18 protein-coding genes and 1 pseudogene are annotated in these 23,225 nt (G+C 65.8%); 5 read left to right on the forward strand and 14 right to left on the reverse strand.

Going from position 1 to position 23,225, the window contains the following annotated elements; genetic code table 11:
- Positions 1-4: 4 nt before the first annotated feature.
- Positions 5-1,261 carry a DNA repair exonuclease gene (locus QCE83_RS11270; RefSeq protein ID WP_309809714.1) on the reverse strand — a complete coding sequence of 419 codons (1,257 nt, stop codon included), beginning with the start codon at positions 1,259-1,261 and terminating at the stop codon, positions 5-7.
- Positions 1,262-1,435: 174 nt separating this feature from the next.
- On the opposite strand from QCE83_RS11270, the gene QCE83_RS11275 reads away from it, so the two are divergent.
- Positions 1,436-1,684: a hypothetical protein gene (locus QCE83_RS11275; RefSeq protein WP_309809716.1), complete on the forward strand. Its 249-nt coding sequence runs from the start codon at positions 1,436-1,438 to the stop codon at positions 1,682-1,684.
- Between the two features lie 20 nt (positions 1,685-1,704).
- Here the strand turns inward: QCE83_RS11275 and rsmA are convergent, their stop codons facing one another.
- From rsmA to QCE83_RS11295, 4 genes are all read right to left on the reverse strand, one after another.
- Positions 1,705-2,535 (reverse strand): 16S rRNA (adenine(1518)-N(6)/adenine(1519)-N(6))-dimethyltransferase RsmA, encoded by an 831-nt coding sequence (gene rsmA, locus QCE83_RS11280; protein ID WP_309809718.1) that lies wholly within the window; start codon positions 2,533-2,535, stop codon positions 1,705-1,707.
- A 31-nt stretch (positions 2,536-2,566) separates the two neighbouring features.
- Positions 2,567-3,550 carry a 4-hydroxythreonine-4-phosphate dehydrogenase PdxA gene (pdxA, locus tag QCE83_RS11285; protein WP_309809719.1) on the reverse strand — a complete coding sequence of 328 codons (984 nt, stop codon included), beginning with the start codon at positions 3,548-3,550 and terminating at the stop codon, positions 2,567-2,569.
- A gap of 4 nt (positions 3,551-3,554) precedes the next feature.
- Complete coding sequence (locus QCE83_RS11290; protein WP_309809721.1) at positions 3,555-4,916, reverse strand: peptidylprolyl isomerase; 1,362 nt, start codon at positions 4,914-4,916, stop codon at positions 3,555-3,557.
- Positions 4,917-5,039: 123 nt separating this feature from the next.
- The gene (locus QCE83_RS11295; protein WP_309809724.1) at positions 5,040-7,430 is read right to left on the reverse strand and encodes an LPS-assembly protein LptD; all 2,391 of its coding nucleotides are present in this window, start codon (positions 7,428-7,430) and stop codon (positions 5,040-5,042) included.
- Positions 7,431-7,655: 225 nt separating this feature from the next.
- Here QCE83_RS11295 and QCE83_RS11300 point away from each other — a divergent pair, with 225 nt between their 5' ends.
- From QCE83_RS11300 to purB, 3 genes and pseudogenes are all read left to right on the forward strand, one after another.
- Positions 7,656-8,681, forward strand: coding sequence for a phosphotransferase (locus QCE83_RS11300; protein WP_309809725.1), 1,026 nt, complete (start codon positions 7,656-7,658; stop codon positions 8,679-8,681).
- 20 nt (positions 8,682-8,701) lie between these two features.
- Complete coding sequence (gene murU / locus QCE83_RS11305) at positions 8,702-9,403, forward strand: N-acetylmuramate alpha-1-phosphate uridylyltransferase MurU (protein WP_309809726.1); 702 nt, start codon at positions 8,702-8,704, stop codon at positions 9,401-9,403.
- Between the two features lie 75 nt (positions 9,404-9,478).
- Positions 9,479-10,867, forward strand: a pseudogene (gene purB / locus QCE83_RS11310) (adenylosuccinate lyase).
- A gap of 76 nt (positions 10,868-10,943) precedes the next feature.
- Here purB and QCE83_RS11315 read toward each other — a convergent pair.
- From QCE83_RS11315 to edd, 4 genes are all read right to left on the reverse strand, one after another.
- Complete coding sequence (locus QCE83_RS11315) at positions 10,944-11,438, reverse strand: gluconokinase (protein ID WP_309809728.1); 495 nt, start codon at positions 11,436-11,438, stop codon at positions 10,944-10,946.
- Between the two features lie 10 nt (positions 11,439-11,448).
- Entirely contained in the window at positions 11,449-12,813 is a 1,365-nt protein-coding gene (locus QCE83_RS11320; RefSeq protein WP_309809729.1) for a GntP family permease, read from the reverse strand.
- Positions 12,814-13,114: 301 nt separating this feature from the next.
- Positions 13,115-13,744, reverse strand: coding sequence for a bifunctional 4-hydroxy-2-oxoglutarate aldolase/2-dehydro-3-deoxy-phosphogluconate aldolase (eda, locus tag QCE83_RS11325; protein WP_309809731.1), 630 nt, complete (start codon positions 13,742-13,744; stop codon positions 13,115-13,117).
- A gap of 80 nt (positions 13,745-13,824) precedes the next feature.
- Complete coding sequence (gene edd / locus QCE83_RS11330; RefSeq protein ID WP_309809733.1) at positions 13,825-15,765, reverse strand: phosphogluconate dehydratase; 1,941 nt, start codon at positions 15,763-15,765, stop codon at positions 13,825-13,827.
- A gap of 299 nt (positions 15,766-16,064) precedes the next feature.
- On the opposite strand from edd, the gene QCE83_RS11335 reads away from it, so the two are divergent.
- The gene (locus QCE83_RS11335) at positions 16,065-16,904 is read left to right on the forward strand and encodes a MurR/RpiR family transcriptional regulator (RefSeq protein WP_309809737.1); all 840 of its coding nucleotides are present in this window, start codon (positions 16,065-16,067) and stop codon (positions 16,902-16,904) included.
- Between the two features lie 36 nt (positions 16,905-16,940).
- Here the strand turns inward: QCE83_RS11335 and QCE83_RS11340 are convergent, their stop codons facing one another.
- The 5 genes from QCE83_RS11340 to leuS form a co-directional block, all read right to left on the reverse strand.
- Entirely contained in the window at positions 16,941-17,357 is a 417-nt protein-coding gene (locus QCE83_RS11340) for a CopD family protein (RefSeq protein ID WP_309809739.1), read from the reverse strand.
- A gap of 23 nt (positions 17,358-17,380) precedes the next feature.
- Positions 17,381-18,652 (reverse strand): glutamate-5-semialdehyde dehydrogenase, encoded by a 1,272-nt coding sequence (locus QCE83_RS11345; RefSeq protein WP_309809740.1) that lies wholly within the window; start codon positions 18,650-18,652, stop codon positions 17,381-17,383.
- Between the two features lie 166 nt (positions 18,653-18,818).
- Positions 18,819-19,931, reverse strand: coding sequence for a DNA polymerase III subunit delta (gene holA / locus QCE83_RS11350; protein ID WP_309809742.1), 1,113 nt, complete (start codon positions 19,929-19,931; stop codon positions 18,819-18,821).
- Positions 19,932-19,950: 19 nt separating this feature from the next.
- Positions 19,951-20,502 (reverse strand): LPS assembly lipoprotein LptE, encoded by a 552-nt coding sequence (gene lptE / locus QCE83_RS11355; RefSeq protein WP_309811672.1) that lies wholly within the window; start codon positions 20,500-20,502, stop codon positions 19,951-19,953.
- Between the two features lie 58 nt (positions 20,503-20,560).
- On the reverse strand, positions 20,561-23,155 hold the full coding sequence (gene leuS, locus QCE83_RS11360; protein ID WP_309809744.1) for a leucine--tRNA ligase: 2,595 nt from the start codon (positions 23,153-23,155) through the stop codon (positions 20,561-20,563).
- Positions 23,156-23,225 lie beyond the last annotated feature (70 nt).

Raw genomic sequence — 23,225 nt, forward strand, 5'->3', positions numbered from 1 at the left:
GGGCTTACTCCGCGTCCGCCAGCTGCGCGATGAGCCCGGAGCGCACCTCGCTCACGAGCGCCGCCAGCTCGCCGTTGCGCACCTGCTCGAGCTCGGGCACGGACTTCTGCAATTCGCCCGGCGCCTGCGTCGCCAGCACGATCAGTCTTTCCTTCAGCATCTCCAGAAACTCCGGGTCGGATTCCGCTTCGATCAGGAGGCCGTGCAGGTCGGCGAGCGCGTCGCTGCGTCCGGCCGTGGGCACTTCCTGCGACAGCGGCCGGGTCGCGACTTTCACCTTTTCCAGCCACAGCCGGTCGTGGCTGATGGCCGCGATCTGCGCCAGCACCTCGGCGCGCAATTGCGTCGCGAGTCCGAACAGCTCGCCGTGCGCCTGGGTCGCGCCGGTGATCGTCACGCGCACGGCATACGGCACCGGCGACGCCGCATCGTCCACCAGCGCTTCGAGCGCACGGCCGACCGCGCGCGCGACTTCATCGAGCGTCGCGGCCTGCGAGGCATCGACGCTCACCGCTTCCCAGCGCAGCACGTCGATGAACAGCCGCTCGACGCTCACCTCTTCCGCCTCCGACACCGTCACCAGCACGGCGCCGCGCCGCCCGGTCTCGCGGATGTTGCGTCCTTGCAGATTGCCCGGAAACACGATGGTCGAGGCGTCCTGCCAGATCGCATATTCATGCACGTGCCCGAGCGCCCAGTAGTGATACTGCTTCGCGTGCAGTTCGGCGACCGAGCATGGCGCGTAGCTCGCGTGCTGCGCGGCGCCTTCGAGCGCGGTATGCAGCACGCCGATGTTGAAGTAGCCCGCGACCGGCGCCGGATACGCGGTGACGAGGTTCGTCGTGACGGCCTTTTCCTTGAAGCTGTGGCCGTGCAGCGCGACCTTGAGCGTGTCGATACGGAAGGTCTGCGGCTTTCGCGCCGAGAACGTGTGGACGTTGTCCGGCAGCTGCAACTGGCTCGTCATTTCGCTTTCGGCGTCGTGGTTGCCGAACAGCACATACACCGGAATGCCCGCGCGGCGCAGACGGCCCATCTCGCGGCAAAAGAAGATGCCGGTGTTGTGGTCGCGCCAGGTGCCGTCGTAGAGATCGCCGGCAATGATCATGAAGTCGACCTGCTCGTCCACCGCGACCGAAACGAGCCTCGAGAAGGCTTCGCGCGTGGCGTTGCGCAGCATGTCGGCGGGTGCGTCGGCATAGGCGGACAAGCCGTGCAGAGGGCTGTCCAGATGGATGTCCGCCGCGTGTATGTAGCGCATGCGCTGTCTCCGTGATGAAGGGTTGCCGCTGGCCTGCGACGATCGGGGCGTCGATCCTGACAGCCGCGCTGGACAAATCGTGTCCCGGTGTGACCTGACCGTTCGGGACGCCGGATGTCCCGCGCGGCCCACAGAATCAGCCGTCCGGAATCAACGCGACACGAGGCCAGAACGATGAACGAAACACTCGAACGACACCCGCGACACGCCGCGATCACGAGCCCCTACACGCCGGGCAACGTCGATGCCGCGATCCGCCATCTGGAACGTGTGCTCTCGGCGGAAGGCGCGAATTCGCTGTTTGGCCAGACTTACTGGCGCAGCCGCGTGTGCCAGGTGAGCGCGACGCGTGGACTGCAGCGTGATCAGCGTGCAAGGCTCGAACGTCTGATGAACCGCCTCGCCGATGCCGGCACGCTGTAGTACTCGATTCAGTGAGGATGTCAGGATGGCGCCCGGCGCGAGCGTTGCAGCGCCTGCGCCAGCGCGACGAATTCCGCGACCGGCACTTCCTCGGCGCGGCGGGTGAGATCGAAACCGATTGCATCGAAATCGATCGACTCGCGGTAAGCCGACAGGTTGTTGCGCAAGACTTTGCGACGCTGTGCGAAGGCCGCCTTCACGACGTCCGACAGCGCGTTCTCATCCACGTCGGGCAACTCGTGCGGCGCGAACGGAATCATGCGCACGATCGCGGAATTCACCTTCGGCGGCGGATTGAACGATTCGGGCGGCACGTCGAGCAGCTTGTCCATCACGTAGCGGTATTGCAGCATCACCGAGAGCCGCCCGTAGTCCTTGCTGGCGGGTTCGGCGATCATCCGGTCCACCACTTCGTCCTGCAACATGAAATGCTGGTCGATCACCCAGGGCGCGAAACGCGTGAGATGAAACAGCAGCGGGCTCGAGATGTTGTACGGCAGATTGCCGACGATCCGCAGCGTGGGCTTGCCGCTTTCATCGGCTTGAGCAAGCGCGCCGAAGTCGAATTCGAGGGCATCGGCGGAATGCACGACCAGACGCTCGCCGAAGCGCTTCTCCAGCCGCCCGATCAGGTCGCGGTCCAGTTCCACCGCATGCAGCGGCGACTCCGGCGTCGCCACTCTGTCGATCAGCGGTTCGGTCAGCGCGGCCAGTCCCGGCCCGATCTCGACCATGCGCTCGCCGCGACGGGGCGCGATGGTGTCGACGATCGAATCGATGATGCCCTGATCGACGAGGAAGTTCTGCCCGAAGCGCTTGCGCGCGAAATGGCCTTGATGTTTGGTCGGCATGTTCGTTTGAATGAAGCTCGCGCGGCGGCTTTCAGGCCGCGCGTTTGTGGCGCGCCATCGTGACGGCGGCGTCGATTGCGGCGATCATGCTGCCCGCGTCCGCGCGGCCCGTGCCGGCGAGATCGAGCGCGGTGCCGTGATCCACCGAGGTGCGGATGATCGGCAGGCCCAGCGTCACGTTGATGCCTTCGCCGAAGGTCGCGTATTTCAGCACCGGCAGGCCCTGGTCATGGAACATCGCCAGCACGCAGTCCGCGTCCTGCAGATAGCGCGGCTGGAACAGGGTGTCGGCGGGATACGGTCCCGGCGCGTCGATGCCGAGCGCGCGCGCCTGTTCGAGCGCGGGCGCGATCACGTCGATTTCCTCGCGGCCCAGATAGCCGTTCTCGCCCGCGTGCGGGTTGAGGCCGGTGACGAGGATGCGCGGCGCGGCCAGGCCGAAATGCGCGCGCAGGTCGTGATGGATGATGCGCAAGGTCTCGACGAGGCCCGCCACGCTCAGCGCGGCCGACACGTCCTTCAGCGGCAGATGCGTGGTGGCCAGCGCGACCCGCAGCGGACGCTCGCCCGAACCCGCCAGCATCATGACCACGCGCGGCGTGTGGGTGCGTTCGGCGAGATATTCGGTGTGGCCGGTGAAGGGCACGCCGGCGTCGTTGATGGTGCTCTTTTGCAGCGGCGCGGTGACGATGGCGTCGAAACGGCCGGACACGGCGCCGTCGATGGCAGCATCGAGCAGGCCGAGCACATAGCGCCCGTTGGCCGCGTTCAGCTTGCCTGCCTCGGCGGTCACGGCAAGCGCGTGATGTTCCAGTTCGACGGGTTCGCCCGCCGCCGGCCAGCTTGCGCCGGCACGTTCAGCGAGCAGCGCGCGGTCGCCGAGCACCGTGAAGCGCGCCTGTGGCCAGCGCGTGCGGGCCTGCGCGAGCGCCGCCGCCGTCAGTTCCGGGCCGACGCCGCCGGGCTCGCCCGTCGTGATAGCGATGGCGAGCGGGCGGGGATCGGCGGTGCTCATTTGCTTACTGCTGCGCCTGGGCAGCGACGCCCTTGTACTGGACGTAGGCGGTGTCGCGCAGTTCGCGCAGCCAGTCGGAATAAGCCTGCTCGGCCTTGCGCTGACCGATCGCCTGACGTGCGATGTCGAGCTGCTGCGTCGCCGAGCCTTCCGCCTCGCGACGGCCAAGCACCTGGATCAGGTGGTAGCCGTACTCGCTGCGCACCGGGTCGCTGACCGCGCCGTCCTGCAGGTTGTTCATCGCGCGCTCGAATTCAGGCACGGTTTCGCCCGGGCTGATCCAGCCAAGGTCGCCGCCCTGCGAGGCCGAGCCGTCCTGCGAATAAGTCCGCGCGAAGTTCGCGAAGTCGCCGCCCGCCAGCACTTGCTGCTTGATGTCGAGCAGCCGCTGGCGCGCCGCCTGTTCCGACATGCCGTCCGTCACGCGCAGCAGGATGTGGCGCACGTGGGTCTGCGTGAGCTTGGGGGCGTCGGCGGCCGTGCCCTGGCTCGCGCGCCGGTCCACCAGCTTGATGACTTCGAAGCCGCCGCTCGTACGCAGCAGCGTCGGCGCGACCTGACCCGGACGCAGCGTCGCGACCGCCGTCACGATGCCCGCCGGCAGCGAAGCCGGCGCACGGAAGCCGAGATCGCCGCCCTTGGAGGCGTCGGTGTCCTGGGAGTTGTTCTTGGCGAGCTTGGTGAAATCGTCGCCGTTGAGCGCCTGCTTCAGCACGGCGTCCGCCTTGCCCTGCGCCGCCGCGACGTCCGCCTCGGGCGCGTCCTGCGGCACCTTGAACATGATGTGCTGCAAGTGCAGGTCGCTCGTGTTGCGGGCGCCCGGACCGCGCTGGCTGGCGATGTAGTTCGCCACTTCGCCGTCCGACACGGTGATCTTGCTGTCGACTTCCTTCTCGCGCAGCTTCGACAGCGTGAGTTCGGTGCGGGCGTCGCGCACGAAGGTGGCCCAGGGCACGCCCTGTGCCTCGATGCGCGAGCGGTAGACGTCGAGCGTCATCTGGTTTTGCTGGGCCAGGCGGGCGAGCGTGCGGTTCACGGTGGCGTCGTCGACGTTGATGCCGTCGTCCTTCGCCTTCTGGAGCTGGATGCGCTCGAGCACCATCTGGTCGAGCACCTGGCGCTGCATCTGGTCCGCGGGCGGCAGCGGCGCGTTCTGCTGCTGGAGACGCTTGGCGATCAGCGCGGTGCGCTCTTCCAGTTCGCGCTGCGTGATGACGCCGTCATTCACGACCGCGACCACGGAATCCGCCACCTGCGCATTGCGGTTCGACAACGCCTGCGCGCCGGCCGGCGTACTCAGGATCAACGCAGCGGCGAGCGCGCCCGCCACGATGGCCGTCGATCTAAACAATTTCACGTTTGACACAGAGACTCCATCAAATTCCAGCTTCACCCGTTCGTGTGCTGCGTGTGTGGTGCGCGGCGCCCTCACCTGGCGCCGCTTGCGTGTTGCCTGTCTGTTGCCTGCCTGATGCTCACGGCTGCGGCGTCACTCGTAGTCGCTGTAGCGGGCGAGCGGCGGCGCGGCCGGCGGCGGCGACTGATACCCCTGGACACTCGCGCGGAATGCGCTGACGAGACCGTTGTCGACGTTCGACAAGCCCTTGAACGTCAGCTGCGCCAGCACCCGTGTGCCCGATGAAAGCTGGCCCGTGGTGTTGACGCCGTTGGCGTAGCGCTGCACGCCGAAGCCCAGCGCCCAGCAGTCGGCATCGTACTGGAAGCCCAGCAGCCCGTCGACGAGACGATGGCCTGCCATGTCGTAGTTGACGCGCCCGACCGCATAGAGGTGGTTCGTGAGCGGCCATTCGCCGGACACCAGGATCTGGTTGATCGGCTCGTTCGACAAGGTGGTCTGGTTCGAACGCGTATAGCGGTAGCCGACGTTGATCACCTTCTGCGCGCCGGGACTGAACGCGAAACCGATGCTCGAACGCACGAGCTGGTTGTTGTCGACATTATATTGGAACGCCGTTTCCGAAGCGAAACCTGCGCCGAGCTTGATCGCCGCGCCCGCGATCAGGTCCGAATGCTTGGCCTGGTCGGGCAGCTGGCCCGGCGTGATCGTGACGCGCTGGCTCTCGAAGTAATACTGCTGCGCGATCACGAAACGCGCGCGTTCGTCACCGGTCGCCGGATTGATGAAGCGCGTGGTCAGGCCGGCCGTGATGCGGTTGGCGTCGGCGATGCGGTCGTTGCCGACGAAGGTGTTCGGCGTATAGATCTCGGCCAGTCCGAAGTCGGCTTCGGAGGTGTCGAAGATCGGCGCGAAATCCTGGTTGTGGTACGGCGTGTAGACGTAGTAAAGCCGCGGCTCGAGCGTCTGGATATAGTCCTGGCCGAACAGCCGCACCGAGCGCTCGAACACGAGTCCGGAGTCGAAGCTCAGGGTCGGGATCGACTCGGTGAAGTTCTTGGGCTGGCCCGCGACCGGCGGCGACGTGCCCGCCACCTGCGACGTGGCGAGGTGGCTCAGGTCATACGACGCGAAGTGCCACTGCACCTTCGGCGTGATGAAGTAGCCCGGCGCGTTGATGCCGTAGCTGAGGTACGGATTGAAGTACAGCCGGTTGCCGTCGGTCGCGCCTTCCTGCGAGATCGTGAAGCGCGTGGCGTCCAGTTCCGCGCCGTAGTCGAAGCCGCCGACGTTGTACTTGTTGTACTGGACGTTGACCTGCGGCTCGCGCGCATACGGCGGAATGGACGGCTGCAGCGTCTGCCAGCGCTGCTCGCGGGCGAGCACCGACCACGGGCCGTTGTTGTACGTGAGACCCGCTTCCTGCTGATACAGCAGCTGCGTGCCGTTCAGGAACTGGTTCGACGCGTTGCCCAGGTCTTCCGGATACTGCGAGTCCGAAACCTTGTTGTAATTGACATAGCCGCCGAAGCCGTTGCCGAAATTCTGCTGGTGCTGCCAGAAGATCGCGTAACGGTTGGTATGCGTGTCGCGGTCGTTCGGCAGATAGTTGACGTCCAGCGAACCCGAATAGTTGGGCGACAGATAGCGGTAGTTCGCCTCGCCCAGCACGCCGCGGCGCGTCATGATGCGCGGCGTGATGGTGAGGTCGCGGTTCGGCGCGATGTTGAAGTAGTACGGGATCGTCGCTTCGAAACCGGTCGTCGAACTGAGCGAGAACGTGGGCGGCAGCAGGCCGCTGCGGCGGTCGCCCGTCAGCGGGAACGACATCCACGGGCTGCCGAACACCGGCACGCCCTGGAAGAACAGCACGCCGTTGTGCGCGATGCCTTCTTCCGCGCCGGTATCGAAGTCGAACGACGTGCCCTTGATGTACCACGCCGGATCGGTCGCGCACGCGCAGGCGGTATAGGTGCCGTGATCGACGCGCGCGCGCTCGTTGTCGATCATGTCGATGCGCTCGGCGCTGCCCGAGCCGCCCGTCAGGTTGAAGTGGTACTTCGGGTTCGTCATGAACCCTTCGTTGGCCTCCACCTTCAGATGCGCTTCCGGACCGATGAACGACACGCCGTTGTTGATCAACCTGACATTGCCGAAAGCATCGGCCATGTCGGTGTCCTGGTCGTAGTGCAGCGCGTCGGCCTTGATGACCGTCACCGTGCGCCGCACTTCGGCCGAACCCTTCGCGGCCATGTCCTCGTCGGACGTGCCGGTGGTCTTGTCGCCCAAGAGGAAAGTAGTGGGCTGCTGACCGGGCTGCAACGGGCGCTCCTGGAGCTGAGGCGCGAGGCGCAGGCTTTCAGGGCCGTCGAGCGGGACCGGATTCGCCGCGGGCCCGACGAGCTGCGCGTGCGCGAGCGCGGGCATCAGCCCCGGCACGGACAGCAGCGCGACGACGAGCCGCCGCCTGCGTGGCTGAGCGTCAGCGTTGATTTTCAAAACGGGAAACTGTCGTGGCGGCATGGATGGGTGCGGTTCGATTCCGTTTGCGTCCCATGCGCCCGATGCCGCCGGACAGGCGGCCGTGCCCTCACCGCAGTCACGAACTTGACGGTCCGTTGCTAGCAGGGACGACACTCGATTGAACGATGACGCTCACAGTCGTCGGGGGCCTGGCGCCAGGCGTGAAACGGATCGCTTAAAAAGTCGTGGGGTATTATATGGCAAGATGTTTGGCCCTTCGAATTTATGACGAACATTCCTTCCGACGCGCGCCTTGAACAACTCGGCGCCTGGCTTCAACGTCTTGCCGAACGTTACCGGCTGAACCTCACCAGTCTCGCTCCCGCTTCCGCCGACGCCAGCTTTCGCCGCTACTTCCGCCTGAAAAGCGACGCGGAGTTCGGCGCGACGCTGATCGCGGTGGATGCCCCGCCGCCCGAAAAGTGCCGTGAATTCGTGCAGGTCGCGGGCCTGCTGGAAGCAGCGCAGGCCCATGTGCCGAAGATCCTCGAAGCCGATTTCGACGCCGGTTTCATGCTCGTCACGGATCTCGGCAGCACCACGTACATCTCCGTACTCGACGAGACGAACGCGCGGCCGCTGATGCGCGCGGCCATCGACACGCTGATCCGCTTCCAGCAGACGGCGCGCGAAGGCGTGCTGCCGGCCTTCGACCAGGCGTTCCTGCGCCGCGAGATGGAGCTGTTGCCCGAGTGGTTCATCGGGCGTCACCTGGGCCGCGAGGTCACGGCGGACGAACGCAAGGTGCTCGACGCCACCTTCACGCTGCTCGAACAGAGCGCGCTCGCGCAGCCTCAGACCTTCATGCTGCGCGATTTCATGCCGCGCAACCTGATGGTCTGCGAGCCGAACCCGGGCGTGCTGGACTTCCAGGATGCGGTCTGCGGCCCGATCACCTACGACATGGCCTCGCTGATGCGCGACGCCTTCATCAGCTGGGAAGAGGCGTTCGAGCTCGACTGCATCGCGTATTACTGGGAACGCGCGAAGAAGGCCGGCCTGCCCGTGGATGCCGATTTCGGCGAGTTCTACCGGCAGCTCGAATGGATGGGCCTGCAACGGCACATCAAGGTGCTCGGGCTGTTCGCGCGCATCCACTATCGCGACGGCAAGCCGCGCTATCTCTCGGACCTGCCGCGTTTCATCGGCTATGCGCGCAAGGTGGCCGAACGCTATGCGCCGCTGTGGCCGTTCGCGCGCCTGCTCGATTCGCTCGAAGGCCGCGCGCAGGAAGTCGGCTACACCTTCTGAATCTGCACTCCGGACCCTCGATGACGCACGCTCTGACAACGGCGATGATCTTCGCCGCCGGCCGCGGCGAACGCATGCGCCCGCTCACCGACACCTGCCCGAAACCGCTGCTCGAAGCGGGCGGCAAGCCGCTGATCGTCTGGCAGATCGAGCGGCTGGCGCAGGCGGGCATCCGCACCATCGTCATCAATCACGCCTGGCTGGGCGCGCGCATCGAAGCCGCGCTCGGCGACGGCGCGCGCTGGGACGTCGAGCTGCGCTACTCGCCGGAAACCGAGGCGCTGGAAACGGCGGGCGGCATCGCGCAGGCGCTGCCTCTGCTCGGCGAGCAGGTGTTCGTCGCGGTGAGCGGCGACGTGTTCTGCGATTTCGACTATGCGTCCCTGCGCGCCGACGCCGAAGCCTTGCAGGCGCGCAGCGAGCCCGGCATGCATCTGGTGATGGTGCCGAACCCGCCGTTCCATCCCGCGGGCGATTTCGCGCTGCGCGACGGCCAGTTGGCGCTCGACGGCGAGCCGCGCTTCACCTTCGGCAACATCGGTCTGTATGACCCGCGCATGTTCCGCGATCTCGCGCCCGGCACCCGCCGCGCGCTCACGCCGTACTATCGCGAAGCCATAGCCGCCGGGCGCGCGAGCGGCGAGTTGTACCCGGGGCGCTGGGAGAACGTCGGCACACCCGCGCAGCTGCAGGCGCTGGACGAGGCATTGCGTTCGCGGTGAGCGCCCGGATTGCGCCGCATCCGATGGTAAAATGCGCGGTTCTTCCGTCTTTTCCTTCCGTTGCGCGAAGCAATCATGTCCGATACCCGTCCCGATACTCTCTTTGCGCTCACCGCGCTCTCGCCGCTCGACGGCCGTTATGCCGGCAAGACCGAGGCCCTGCGTGAATGGCTGTCCGAAGCCGCGTTCATGCGCCATCGCGTGACGGTGGAGATTCACTGGCTGATCGCGCTGTCGCGTGCGGGCTTCGCCGAAGTGCCGCGCTTCTCCGAGGCTTCCGAGCAATTCCTGCTGGGCCTCGCCGAACGTTTCACCGCCCATGACGCGGCGCGCATCAAGGACATCGAACGCGTCACGAATCACGACGTGAAAGCGGTCGAATACTGGCTCAAGGAATCGGTGAAGGGCCAGGCCGAACTGGAACGCGCGAGCGAATTCATCCACTTCGCCTGCACCTCCGAAGACATCAACAACACGTCGCACGGCCTGATGCTCGCCGGCGCCCGCGAGCACGTGATCCTGCCCGCGCTGCGTTCGGTGCATGAACGCCTCGTCAAGCTGGCGCACGCGCAGGCCGAACAGCCGATGCTCTCGCGCACGCACGGCCAGCCCGCCAGCCCGACGACGCTCGGCAAGGAAATCGCCAATGTCGCGGCGCGTCTGGCGCGCGCGATCCAGCGCATCGAGAAGGTGGAACTGCTCGGCAAGATGAACGGCGCGGTCGGCAACTTCAACGCGCATCTGTCGGCGTATCCGGAGTTCGACTGGGAGACGTTCTCGAAGGACGTCGTCGAAAACCGCCTGAAGCTCACCTTCAATCCGTACACCACGCAGATCGAGCCGCACGATTACATGGCCGAACTGTATGACGCCATCGCGCGGGCGAACACCATCCTGCTCGACCTCGACCGCGACGTGTGGGGCTACATCTCGCTCGGCTATTTCAAGCAGAAGACGAAGGCCGGTGAAATCGGTTAGTCGACGATGCAGCACAAGCTCAACCAGATCGACATCTAGAATTCGGCACGCAACCTCGGCCTGGCCAACGCCACGCTGCGCCATCTCGCCGACAAGCTGCCCGTCTCGCGCTGGCAGCGCGACCTGACGGACTCCACGGTGCTGCGCAATATCGGCGTGGCGTTCGGCTACTCGCTGCTCGCCTACGACTCGCTGATCCGCGGTCTCGACAAGCTCGAAGTCAACGCGGCGCGTCTCAACGAAGATCTCGACAACACCTGGGAAGTCTTGGCCGAGCCGGTGCAGACGGTGATGCGCCGTTATGGCATCGAGAACCCGTACGAGCAGTTGAAGGAACTGACGCGCGGCAAGGGCATCACGCGCGAGGCGCTGCAGACGTTCATCACGGGTCTCGCCATCCCCGAGGACGCGAAGAAGCTGTTGCTCGACATGACGCCGGGCTCGTATATCGGCCGCGCGGTGGAACTGGCGAAGCGCATCGGCTAAATCGTCCGCACGAAAGACAACGCCCCACGCTGCCTGCGCAGCGTGGGGCGTTTTGCTTTCCGAAAGCCGCGTCAGCTCAGCGCGTCTTCAACTGCTCCATCACGATATCGACGATCTCTTCCGGCGTGTGCTCGATGTTCACGACGATCGCCTCGTCTTCACCCGGCGGTTCGAGCGTGTCGAGCTGGCTTTGCAGCAGCGTCGGGTCGAAGAAGTGCCCCGTGCGCATGCCGATGCGCTCCTTCAACACGTCGAACGAACCTTCCAGATAGACGAAGCAGACATCCTTGTCGCCGTCGCGCAGCACATCGCGATACGAGCGCTTCAGCGACGAACACGTGAACACCGCCGTCTCGCCCGCGCGCTGCTTCTCCTCGATCGCGGCGCGAATGGTCTTGAGCCACGGCCAGCGGTCGTCGTCGGTGAGCGGAATGCCCTTGTGCATCTTTTCCTTGTTGGCTTCGCTGTGAAACGCGTCGCCGTCGGTGAAGGCACATTGCAGCCGTTCGGCCAGCAACTCGCCGATGCGGGTCTTGCCGGCGCCCGACACACCCATCGCGATCAGAATCATCGAAATCTCCTTACACGACCGCCGCAAGCGCGAAGGTCAAACCCAGTCCTAACAGTGAAATGATGGTTTCGAGCATCGACCAGGTCTTGAACGTCTGACCGACCGTCATGCCGAAATACTCCTTGATCAGCCAGAAGCCGCCGTCGTTCACGTGCGAGAAGATCAGCGAGCCGGAGCCGGTGGCCAGCACCAGCAGTTCCGGGCTCGTGTGACCGCCCGCCGCCGCCGCGATCGGCGCGACGATGCCGCAGGCCGTGGTCATCGCGACCGTCGCCGAGCCGGTGGCCAGACGGATCAGCGCCGCGACGAACCAGCCGAGCAGCAGCGGCGACAGATTCGCGGACGACGCCGTCGCGACGATCTGCTGGGAAATGCCGCTGTCGCGCAGCACCTGGCCGAAACCGCCGCCCGCGCCGACGATCAGCGTGATGCCGGCGATCGGCGCAAGACACTCGCCGCAGAACTTCTGGATTTGCTCGCGATTGAAGCCCTGCTTCGCGCCGAAGGTCCAGAAGCTGACCAGCACCGCGATCAGCAGCGCCATGTCCGACTGGCCGATGAAGCGCAGCAGGTCGTTGGGCAGCGTCTTCGGCGTGAAGACCAGATCCGCCCAGCTGCCGATCAGCATCAGGATCACCGGCAGCAGGATGGTGAACAGCGTGATGCCGAAGCTCGGCAAGACGCGCTTCGTGTCGGCTTCGCCGTGCTTCTGCACGAACTGGTCGGCGAGCGCGTTGGCGTCGGGCAGCTTGATATGACGGCTGATCAGCAAGGCGAACAGCGGACCGGCGACGATGGCCGTCGGAATGCCGACGATCAGGCCATAAGCAATGGTCCTGCCGATATCCGCGTGATACGCCTGCACCGCGAGCAGCGCGGCCGGGTGCGGCGGAATCAGCCCGTGCACGACGGACAAACCGGCGACCATCGGCAGGCCGATGAGCAGCAGCGACTTGCCGGTGCGCCTGGCGACGTTGAACGCAATCGGAATCAGCAGCACGAAGCCGACTTCGAAGAACACCGGCAGGCCGACGATGATCGCGACGACCATCATCGCCCAGTGAATGTTCTTCTCGCCGAAGAGATCGATCAGCGTGTTGGCGATGCGCTCGGCGCCGCCCGATTCGGCCATCATCTTGCCGAGCATGGTGCCGAGACCGACCACGATGGCAATGTGGCCGAGCGTATTGCCGTTGCCGGTTTCGAACGACTTGACGATCTTGTCCATCGGCATGCCGACCGCGAGCGCGAGCAGCACGGAGACAATCATCAGGACGAGGAACGGATACACCTTGTAGCGCGCGATCATCAGGATCAGAACCGCGATCGCGATCACCGCGTAGAGCAAGAGCATGCTCCCGTGGACGGCTGGCATGACGCCTCCTTTATTTCTTTGTTCAGGTTATTTTTTCGCCTTGCGTGCAGCCTGTATCGCAATCCTTACTGGCGAATCCGGTGGCGAACTCGGCGCAGCAACAACGGGCACGCCCGCGTCAGGCGTTGGGCAACAGAATTTTACTTGCTGAAAGGCGTTTCAGCCGAAGACGTGCGGGTTTCGCGGCGTCTTTTCATCGGCGAGGTCGCGGATGGCTCGCGGCGCATCCGGATCACAGGCTGTCTCCCATCTTTTTATCGTCGATGGACGCGCGGGGCATGCGCGCGCCCATCATGGAACATCAGTGCGGCGCCAGTTCGCTCGCGGCGCGCGCGAGGCGCGTGACTTCGTCCCAGTTCTGCGCGGCCAGCGCCGCCTTGGGCGTCAGCCACGAACCGCCGACGCACACCACGTTGGGCTGTGCGAGGAAGCTGGTCGCGGTCTCGGCGGTGATGCCGCCGGTCGGGCAGAAGCGCAGGTTGGGGAACGGGCCGTAGAACGCCTGCAGCATCGGAATGCCGCCCGCCTGTTGCGCCGGGAAGAACTTGACGATCTCGTAGCCCAGCTCCATGGCGGCGATGATGTCGGACGGCGTCATGACGCCCGGCAGCAGCGGCAGGCCGGCGTCCTGCGCGGCCTTGTGCATGTCCTTCGTCAGACCCGGCGACACGCCGAACTGCGCGCCCGCCTTCTTCGCCTGCGCGCAATGCTCGGGCTTCGTGATCGTGCCCACGCCGACCACGATGTCGTCCGCGAGCTGGCTCGCGCGTTCGATCGCGGCAATGCCGGCCGAGGTGCGCAGCGTGATCTCCAGCACCTTCACGCCGCCTGCGTGCAGCGCGCGCGACACGTGTTCGCCCTGCTCGACCGAGTCGAAGGCCAGAACCGGAATCACCGGTCCCAGACGCACGATTTCGCTTACCGTTTTCATGTGATGCGACTCCTGGTTTGATGCGGCGCCTTGCGGGCGATCCGCGGGGTTCTCTCAGGCCGGGCCCGGGCCGTTCAGCGTCAATGATGCGTGGCGTGCGCCTTGTTGAGCGCCGATGCCGCCGCGCGCGCGTTGTCGCGCAACGGATTGCGCTCCTGTGCCGCCGCGCGGTCGGCCTGCGCAGCATCCGCACCGATCAGCGCGCCGAACACCGATGCGCCCTCTTCCGCCGGCAGCGCCGCGCTGCGGAACACGCCGAACAGTTCGCGGCCGAAGCCGACTTCGTTCTCGGCCTGATACAGCGGCGCCTGGACTTCGCGCGCCGCCCATTCCTGTTCGTCGATCTCGATGTCGAGCACGCCGGACGGTGCATCGATGACCAGCATATCGCCGGTGCGCACCTTGCCGAGCGGACCTTGCAGCAGCGCCTCGGGCGACACGTGAATCACCGCCGGCACCTTGCCCGATGCACCGGACATGCGTCCGTCGGTGACCAGCGCGACATGGAAGCCCTGATCCTGCAACACGCCCAGCAGCGGCGTCAATCGATGCAGTTCCGGCATGCCGTTCGCCCGCGCGCCCTGGAAGCGCACCACGGCGACGAAGTCGCGCTTGAGCTCGCCCTTGTCGAAGGCTTCCTGCACTTCTTCCTGCGAATTGAAGACGATGGCCGGCGCCTTTACCACGCGATGCTCCGGCGCGACCGCCGAAATCTTGATGACGCCGCGGCCGAGCTTGCCCTGCATCAGGCGCAGGCCGCCGTCCGGCTGGAACGGCTCGCCGATGCCGCGCAGCACCTTGCTGTCGTGGCTTTCGGCGGCGCCGTCGATCCATTGCAGCTTGCCGTCGATGAGCTTCGGCTCCTTCGTGTAATGCGACAGCCCACGGCCCGCGACCGTCTGCACGTCCTCGTGCAGCAATCCGCCTTCGAGCAGGTTGCGCACGAGGAACGCGACGCCGCCCGCCGCGTGGAAGTGATTCACGTCGGCCTTGCCGTTCGGGTAGATCTTCGCGAGCAGCGGCACGACTTGCGAGAGCTCGTCGAAGTCATTCCAGTCGATGATGACGCCCGCCGCCCGCGCGATCGCCACGAGGTGCAGCGTGTGATTGGTCGAGCCGCCCGTCGCCAGCAGCGCGACGATGCCATTCACGATGGCCTTTTCGTCGACCACATGGCCGATCGGCGTGTAGTTGCCGCGCTCGTGTGTCAGGTCCAGCACGCGGCGCGCGGCTTCGGCGGTGAGCGCATCGCGCAGTTCGGTGTGCGGATGCACGAACGCCGAACTCGGCAGATGCAGGCCCATCACTTCCATCAGCATCTGGTTGCTGTTGGCGGTGCCATAGAACGTGCAGGTGCCGTGACCGTGATACGCGGCCGCCTCGGCTTCGAGCAGCGCGCTGCGGTCGCACTTGCCGGTGGCGAACTCCTGGCGCACCTTGGCCTTGTCGTCGTTGGTGAGACCGCTGGTCATCGGGCCGGCCGGCACGAAGATGGTCGGCAGATGGCCGAACTGCAGCGCGCCGATGGCCAAGCCCGGGACGATCTTGTCGCACACGCCGAGACACAGCGCGGCGTCGAACATGTTGTGCGTCAGCGCGACGGCCGTGCTCATCGCGATGACTTCGCGCGAGAACAGCGACAGTTCCATGCCCGCATTGCCCTGCGTGATGCCGTCGCACATGGCGGGCACGCCGCCCGCGAACTGCGCGATGCCGCCGTGTTCGCGCGCCGCCTGCTTGATGAGATCCGGAAAGCTCTTGTAGGGCGCGTGCGCGGACAGCATTTCGTTATACGAGGACACGATGCCGATGTTCGGCTCGCGCACCGCCTTGATCGCGAACTTTTCCTGGCCCTCGAGGCCCGCGAAACCGTGCGCGAGGTTCGCGCAGGACAGTGCGCCACGCGCCGGGAACATGCCCTGCGCGGCGTCGATGCGCGCCAGATAGGCGGCGCGCGTCGGCTTGCTGCGCGCGATGATGCGGTCGGTGACGTGCTTCAGTTGCGAATGCGGGGAAACCATCGATGCTCCTTCGTCTCACTCCCGGCGCGTCTGCCGTCGAGATGGGGTTTGGAATTGCGAGGAACGGCGCTGGTGTTGTTGTCGTGTCGTTCGCCGATGGATCGAAGTTTAGTAGAAAAACTACATGAATTCAATGGGGTTAATGCGGACAATGCGCCTCAAAGCATCGTACGCTCACGCTTTCCCGGTGTGCATCTTAGGGAAATCCCTGAGATAAGCCGTCGAAATTATGTAGTATTTGTACAAGCTGAATGATCGGCTATAGTCGCAAACAATTTTCAGCATAGGCGAGATTTCCGATGTTGCTGTCCCAAGTCGAAGCAATGCGCGAACAGTTGCGGCCCTCCGAGCGCAAGCTGGCCGACTACGTGCTCGAGGCTCCGCGCGAAGTGCTCGATCTCTCGATGACCGATTTCGCCGCGCGCGCGGGCGTGAGCCAGCCGACCATCGCGCGCTTCTGCCAGGCGCTCGGTTTTTCCGGCTTTCGGGAATTCAAGATCCGCTTGGCACAAGGCGTAGCAGCGGGCGTTCCCACGGTCTACCGCGATGTGAAGAGCGACGAACCGCCCGCGGGCGTCGCGGCGAAGGTGCTGGACCGGACCATCGGCGCGTTGATCGAGGTACGCAACAGTCTGTCTTCGGACAGCGTCGCGGCGGCCATCGCGATTCTCGCGGACGCGCGGCGCATCGAGTTCTACGGCGCGGGCGGTTCCGGCATTGCCGCGCTCGACATGCAGCACAAGTTCTTCCGGCTCGGCGTGCCGTCCGTCGCCTATTCCGATCCGCACACGTACACGACCTCGGCCGCCTTGCTCGGCCCGGGCGATGCCATCGTCGCGATCTCGAACACCGGCCGCACGCGCGACATCCTGGATGCGTGCAAGTCCGCGCTGCACGGCGGCGCGAAGGTGATCGCGATCACGCACGGCAACTCGCCGCTGGCGCGGCTGGCGACGGTCGGACTGTTCGCCAACGTCGACGAGGACACGGATATTTTTTCGCCGATGACGTCGCGCGTGTCGCATCTCGCGATCGGCGACATTCTGGCGGTGGGACTGGCGCTCGCACGCGGTCCGAAGCTGGCGGAAAAGCTCGCGGAAGCGAAGGACGTGCTGGAGAGCCGCCGGGTGGGCACGTGAGCCACGGCGCGGCTCACGCGGGAGACACCAGAAAGATCAGAAAGGCTTGACGACCACGAGCAGTGTCGCGCCGAGCAGGCCGAGCACGGGCAGCTCGTTGAACATGCGATACCACTTGTCCGAGCGTTTGTTTTCGCCGCGCTGGAAGGTATGCAGCAGGCGGCCGCAATACGCGTGATAGACGATGATCAGCGCGACGATGGTGAGCTTCGCGTGCAGCCAGCCCTGCCCCGCGCCGATGCCGACGACGAGCCACAGCCACAGCCCGCACGCCAGCGCCGGCACCGCGATGAAGGTCATGAAGCGGAACAGCTTGCGCGCCATCAGCAGGAGCCGGGCGGTGGCCTTGGGGTCGGTTTCCATCGCGAGGTTCACGAAGATGCGCGGCAGATAGAACAGTCCCGCGAACCACGAGGCGACCAGCACGATGTGCAGCGATTTGATCCAGAGCATCGGTCTTGTTGGCTTTCGCGAGGTTATTGACGCACTTCGCCGCGCCCCAGCACGACGTATTTCAGCGAGGTCAGTCCGTCCAGACCCACCGGACCGCGCGCGTGCAGCTTGTCGTTCGAAATGCCGATCTCCGCGCCCAACCCGAATTCGAAACCATCGGCGAAACGAGTCGAAGCGTTGACCATCACGCTCGCCGAATCCACTTCGCGCAGGAAACGCATGGCGCGGTCGTGGTCTTCGGTGAGGATGGCATCGGTGTGATGCGAGCCGTAGGTATTGATGTGGTCGATGGCTTCGTCCAGCCCTTCGACGATCTTCACCGCCAGCACCGGCGCGAGATATTCGGTGCTCCAGTCGGCTTCGGTGGCGTCGACGAGTCCGCCGACCTGCGCCGCCTCCAGCACGGCGCGCGCGGCGGCATCCACGCGCAACTCGACCTCCTTCGCCTGATACGCACGCGCGAGCAGCGGCAGCGCTTCATCCGCGATGCCGCGCGCGACCAGCAGCGTTTCCATCGTGTTGCAGGTGCCGTAGCGATGCGTCTTCGCGTTGTCGCAGACGGGCGCGGCCTTCACGAGATCCGCGCGGTCGTCCACGTAGACGTGGCAGATGCCGTCGAGATGCTTGATCATCGGCACGCGCGCTTCTTCCATCAGCCGCGCGATCAGGCTCTTGCCGCCGCGCGGCACGATCACGTCGACGAATTCGGTCATCGTGATCAGCTTGCCGACCGCCGCGCGATCCGCTGTCTCCACCACCTGCACCGCGTCCTGCGGCAGGCCCGCCGTTTCCAGCCCGACGCCGATCAGTTTCGCGAGCGCCGTATTGCATTCGAGCGCCTCGGAACCGCCGCGCAGGATGGTCGCGTTGCCGGACTTGAGACACAGGGCGGCGGCGTCGATGGTCACGTTCGGACGCGATTCGTAGATGATGCCGATCACGCCGAGCGGCACGCGCATCTGCCCGACCTGGATGCCGCTCGGACGGAACTTGAGGCCGCTGATCTCGCCGATCGGATCGGCCAGCGCGGCCACCTGGCGCAGGCCTTCGACCATGGTGTCGAGAGCCTTGTCGGACAGCGTCAGCCGGTCGATGAACGCGGCGTCGTGGCTTTTCTCGCGCGCGCGTGCGAGGTCACGGGCGTTCGCCTGCTTGAGCGCCTCGCGTTCGCGTGCGATGGCGTCCGCCACCGCGAGCAGCGCGGCGTTCTTCGCCGCCGTCGAGGCCCGCGCCATCGCGCGTGACGCCGCGCGGGCGCGGCGGCCGAGGTCGGTCATGTACTGGTCGATGTTCATCGTGAGTCTCTTCCTGATGCCGCTGATCCGCAGTGTTTTCTGCGCGCTCGCCGGTGCCGGACGGGGGTCCGCGAGCCGGACGCCGCGAAGATTCATTCTAAGCCGGGTCGCCGCCTGAAACAGGCCGCGACGGCCGCGCCTTGTTGACGCAACTCAGTGACGCAACTTAGCGACGCGGTCGTGTCGCCGAGGTTGCCGCCGAAGCTGCCGCCGCGGTCCGCCCCGGCTGGCCGCCATGCGCCACCGCCATCGCGAGTTCGAACATGCCGGCCCACGGATCGGGCGGCGTCTCGCTGCCGCGTTTGCCCGTGCCGCCGGACAGCCCTTTCACCTGACGATCGAGCCGCGCCGCCAGCGAGAGCGCCTTTTCGAGAGCTTCGTCCGTCACCCGTGCCAGCGCCGGCGGGATCAGCCGCTCGCGCGGTCCCCACACGCGGTTCTCGCGCATCAACGTGGCAAGCGGCTTGCCGGCCGCGACGCCGCGCTTGATGCGCAACAGCGTGCGCACTTCCTCGACCAGCGTCCACAGCACGAGCACGGCCGCTTCGCCCTCGCCCTTCAGGCCGTCGAGCATGCGCGCGAGCCGGCCGACGTCACCGGTCAGCATCGCTTCGTTGAGCTTGAACACGTCGTAGCGCGCGACGTTCAGCACGGCATCGTGAATCTGCTCGAAACTGAGCACGCCTTCCGGATACAGCAAACCGAGCTTCTGGATTTCCTGATGCGCGGCGAGCAGGTTGCCTTCCACCCGTTCCGCGATGAACGCCAGCGCGCGCCGTCCGTCCTCGCCGGGCGGAACCCGCTGGCCCTGCTGCGCGAGCCGCTGGCCGACCCACATCGGCAGTTGTGCGCGCTCGATTGCATCGATCTTCAGCGTGACGCCCGCGCCGAGCAACGCGCCGAACCACGTCGATTTCTGCGTCGCGCTGTCCAGCCGCGGCAGCGTGACGAGCGTGACGACGTCGGGATTGTCGGCGGCGGCGAGCGCCTTCAGCGCCTCCCCGCCTTCCTTGCCCGGCTTGCCGGTGGGAATGCGCAGCTCGATCAGCTGGCGGTCGCCGAACAGCGACATCGACTGGGTAGCGCCGAGCAGCGCGCTCCAGTCGAAACCGCGCTCGACCGTGAACACCGAGCGGTCCGTGAAGCCGGCTGCGCGCGCGGCGGCCCGGATGCGGTCGCACGCTTCCTGCGCGAGCAGGTGCTCGTCGCCATGGACGACGTACAGCCCCTTCAGGCCTTTCGCGAGATGCGCGTCGAGCGCGTCGAGCTTCAGTTGCATGCGCGCAGTTCGCTGGCGTTCAAAGCGGCGGCACCGGCAGCGGCGCGCGCGGCGCGACGCCCGGCGTCTGCTCGCCCGGCGCCGGATGCAGCGAGCGCACTGTGGCGAGGCGGCGCGTCAGCTGATCGACGGCGTCGTTGCGCATGTCGGTGTAGAGCAGCGTCGATTCCTGCGCCTTGGCGAGCGTGTACTGGTCGCTGTAGGTCATCGAGCGGTTCAGCGCAATCACGCTCGGCGGAATCAGCAAGGTGCCGTCCGCGCCGACCAGCGTGTAATTCAGGCTGTAGACGAGCTCGTATTCCTGCACGACGCCCTGCGAGTTCAGGCTGAGCGTGCGCATGCCCTGGCCTTCCGTCAGGCGCAGCGTGGCGTCCGGCTTTTCGTACGCCTTGACCACCACCGTATCGCTGCCGCCCTGGATCATGCGTTCGAGGCGCCCGACCATCTGCGGCACCCCGCCGCTGATCGCGAGCCGCTTGAACGCATAGTCCTGCTGTCCGCGCAGCTGGAAGCCGCACGCGGACAGCACAGCCGCGCCGCCCAGGAGCGCGAGGAACGAACGCCTGCTGATGCCTTTTTCGAAGGCTTTTCCGGTCACATCGACTCCTTGGTTTTGGGCATCGGACGCATTACACGACCACGTTGACGAGACGCCCCGGCACCACGATCACCTTCTTCGGCGTGCGTCCTTCAGAAAACTTCCCGAACATTTCATGCGCGACCGCCGCCTGCTCGATGGCCTCGCGCGACGCGTCCTTCGCCACGGTCAGCGCGCCGCGCACCTTGCCGTTGATCTGCAGCACGAGTTCGATTTCCGCCTGTTCGAGCGCGGCTTCGTCGACCTTCGGCCAGGGCGCGTCGAGCAGCGGGCCGAAGGTGTCGGCGTAACCGAGTTCCGACCACAACTGGAAGGTTGCGTGCGGCACCACCGGATACAGCACGCGCAGCAGCACGCCGAAGGTCTCGTTCAGCACGCCCTCGCCCGCCTGCTTCGCGCCTTCCAGCGCGTTGAGCATCTTCATCGCGGCGGACACGACCGTGTTGTACTGCAGGCGGCCATAGTCGAAATCGGCCTGCTTGAGCACGGTGTAGATCTCGCGGCGCAGCGCGCGGTCGGCGTCGCCGAGCTTCGCGGCGTCGAGCTTGCCGTGCTGGCGCAGCGCGGCGGCGTTGTCGTGTCCGAAGTGCCACACGCGGCGCAGGAAGCGGCTCGCGCCTTCCACGCCCGCGCCCGACCATTCGAGCGACTGCTCCGGCGGCGCCGCGAACATCACGAACAGGCGCGCGGTGTCCGCGCCGTACTGGTCGATCAGCGTCTGCGGATCGACACCGTTGTTCTTCGACTTCGACATCTTCTCGACGCCGCCCAGCACGACCGGCTGGCCGTCGGCATTGAGCGTCGCGCCGCTCGGACGGCCCTTGTCGTCGTGCGCGACCGTGACGTCGAGCGGGTTGTACCAGGTCTTCTTGCCGGCGGCGTCCTCGCGATAGAACGTCTCGTTCAGCACCATGCCCTGCGTGAGCAGGTTCTTCGCGGGTTCGCCGAACTTGACCAGACCCATGTCGCGCATGACCTTGGCCCAGAAGCGCGAATACAGCAGGTGCAGGATCGCGTGCTCGATGCCGCCGATGTACTGGTCCATCGGCATCCAGTAGTCGGTGCGTTCGTCGACCATGCTCGTGGCGTCCGGCGCCGCGTAGCGCGAGAAGTACCACGACGAGTCGACGAAGGTGTCCATCGTGTCGGTTTCGCGCTTCGCGTCGGCGCCGCAGGTCGGGCAGGTGCAGTTCAGAAACGCTTCCGACTTCGCCAGCGGATTGCCCGAGCCGTCCGGCACGAGGTCTTCCGGCAGCACGACCGGCAGGTCCTTTTCAGGCACCGGCACGTCGCCGCACTTAGGGCAATGGATGATCGGGATCGGCGTGCCCCAGTAGCGCTGGCGCGAGATGCCCCAGTCGCGCAGGCGCCAGGTGATCTGCTTGTCGCCGAGGTCCTTCGCCTTGAGATCAGCGGCGATCGCGTCGATGGCGTCCGCCGTGGTGAGGCCGTCGTACTTGCCGCTGTTGATGAGCTTGCCCGCGGTCTTGTCGCCGTACCATTCTTCCCAGGCGTCGGTCGAATAGGTCTTGCCTTCGACATCGATCACCTGGTTGATCGGCAGGCGGTATTTCTTCGCGAAGGCGAAGTCGCGCTCGTCGTGCGACGGCACGCCCATCACCGCGCCTTCGCCGTAGGACATCAGCACGTAGTTGCCGATCCACACTTCGACCTGCGCGCCCGTCAGCGGATGCGTGACGAAGAAGCCCGTGGGCACGCCCTTCTTTTCCATCGTGGCGACGTCGGCTTCCGCCACGCCGCCGCGCTTGCATTCGTCGATGAACGCCTGCAGTTCCGCGTTGTCGCGCGCGAGACGCGTGGCGAGCGGATGCTCCGCCGCGACCGCCGCGAAGGTGACGCCCATGATGGTGTCGGCGCGCGTGGTGAAGACGCGCAGCAGCTTCGCTTCGCCGTCGATCTCATACGGGAAGCCGAAGTTCACGCCGAAGCTCTTGCCGATCCAGTTCTGCTGCATGACCTTGACGCGCTCGGGCCAGCCGAGGCCTTCGAGGTCGTCGAGCAGTTGGTCCGCGTAATCGGTGATGCGCAGGTAGTACATCGGGATTTCGCGCTTTTCCACCAGCGCGCCCGAACGCCAGCCGCGTCCGTCGATGACCTGTTCGTTGGCAAGCACGGTCTGGTCGACCGGGTCCCAGTTCACGGTGCCGGTCTTCTTGTAGGCGATGCCCTTTTCCAGCATCTTGAGGAACAGCCACTGGTTCCACTTGTAGTACTCGGGCGAGCACGTGGCGACTTCGCGCGACCAGTCGATGGCGAGACCCATCGACTGCATCTGCTTCTTCATGTACGCGATGTTCTCGTACGTCCACTTCGCCGGCGGCACGCCGTTGGCCATCGCGGCGTTCTCGGCGGGCATGCCGAACGCGTCCCAGCCCATCGGCATCAGCGTGTTGTAGCCGTTCATGCGCAGATAACGGTACATCACGTCGTTGATCGTGTAGTTGCGCACGTGACCCATGTGCAGCTTGCCGGACGGATACGGCAGCATCGAGACGCAATAGAACTTGGGCTTGGCCGACGTCTCGGTCGTCCGGTAGACGTCGTTCGCGCGCCAGGTGGTTTGCGCGGCGGATTCGACGTCGGCGGGTACGTATTTATCGTGCATGGTGTGGTGGCTTTACGCTAAGGCTGGGAACGGACCTCGGAACCCGCCGCTCTCGTGATGGCAAACGGCT

The sequence above is a fragment of the Caballeronia sp. LZ034LL genome, from assembly GCF_031451215.1.
Lineage (GTDB): Bacteria > Pseudomonadota > Gammaproteobacteria > Burkholderiales > Burkholderiaceae > Caballeronia.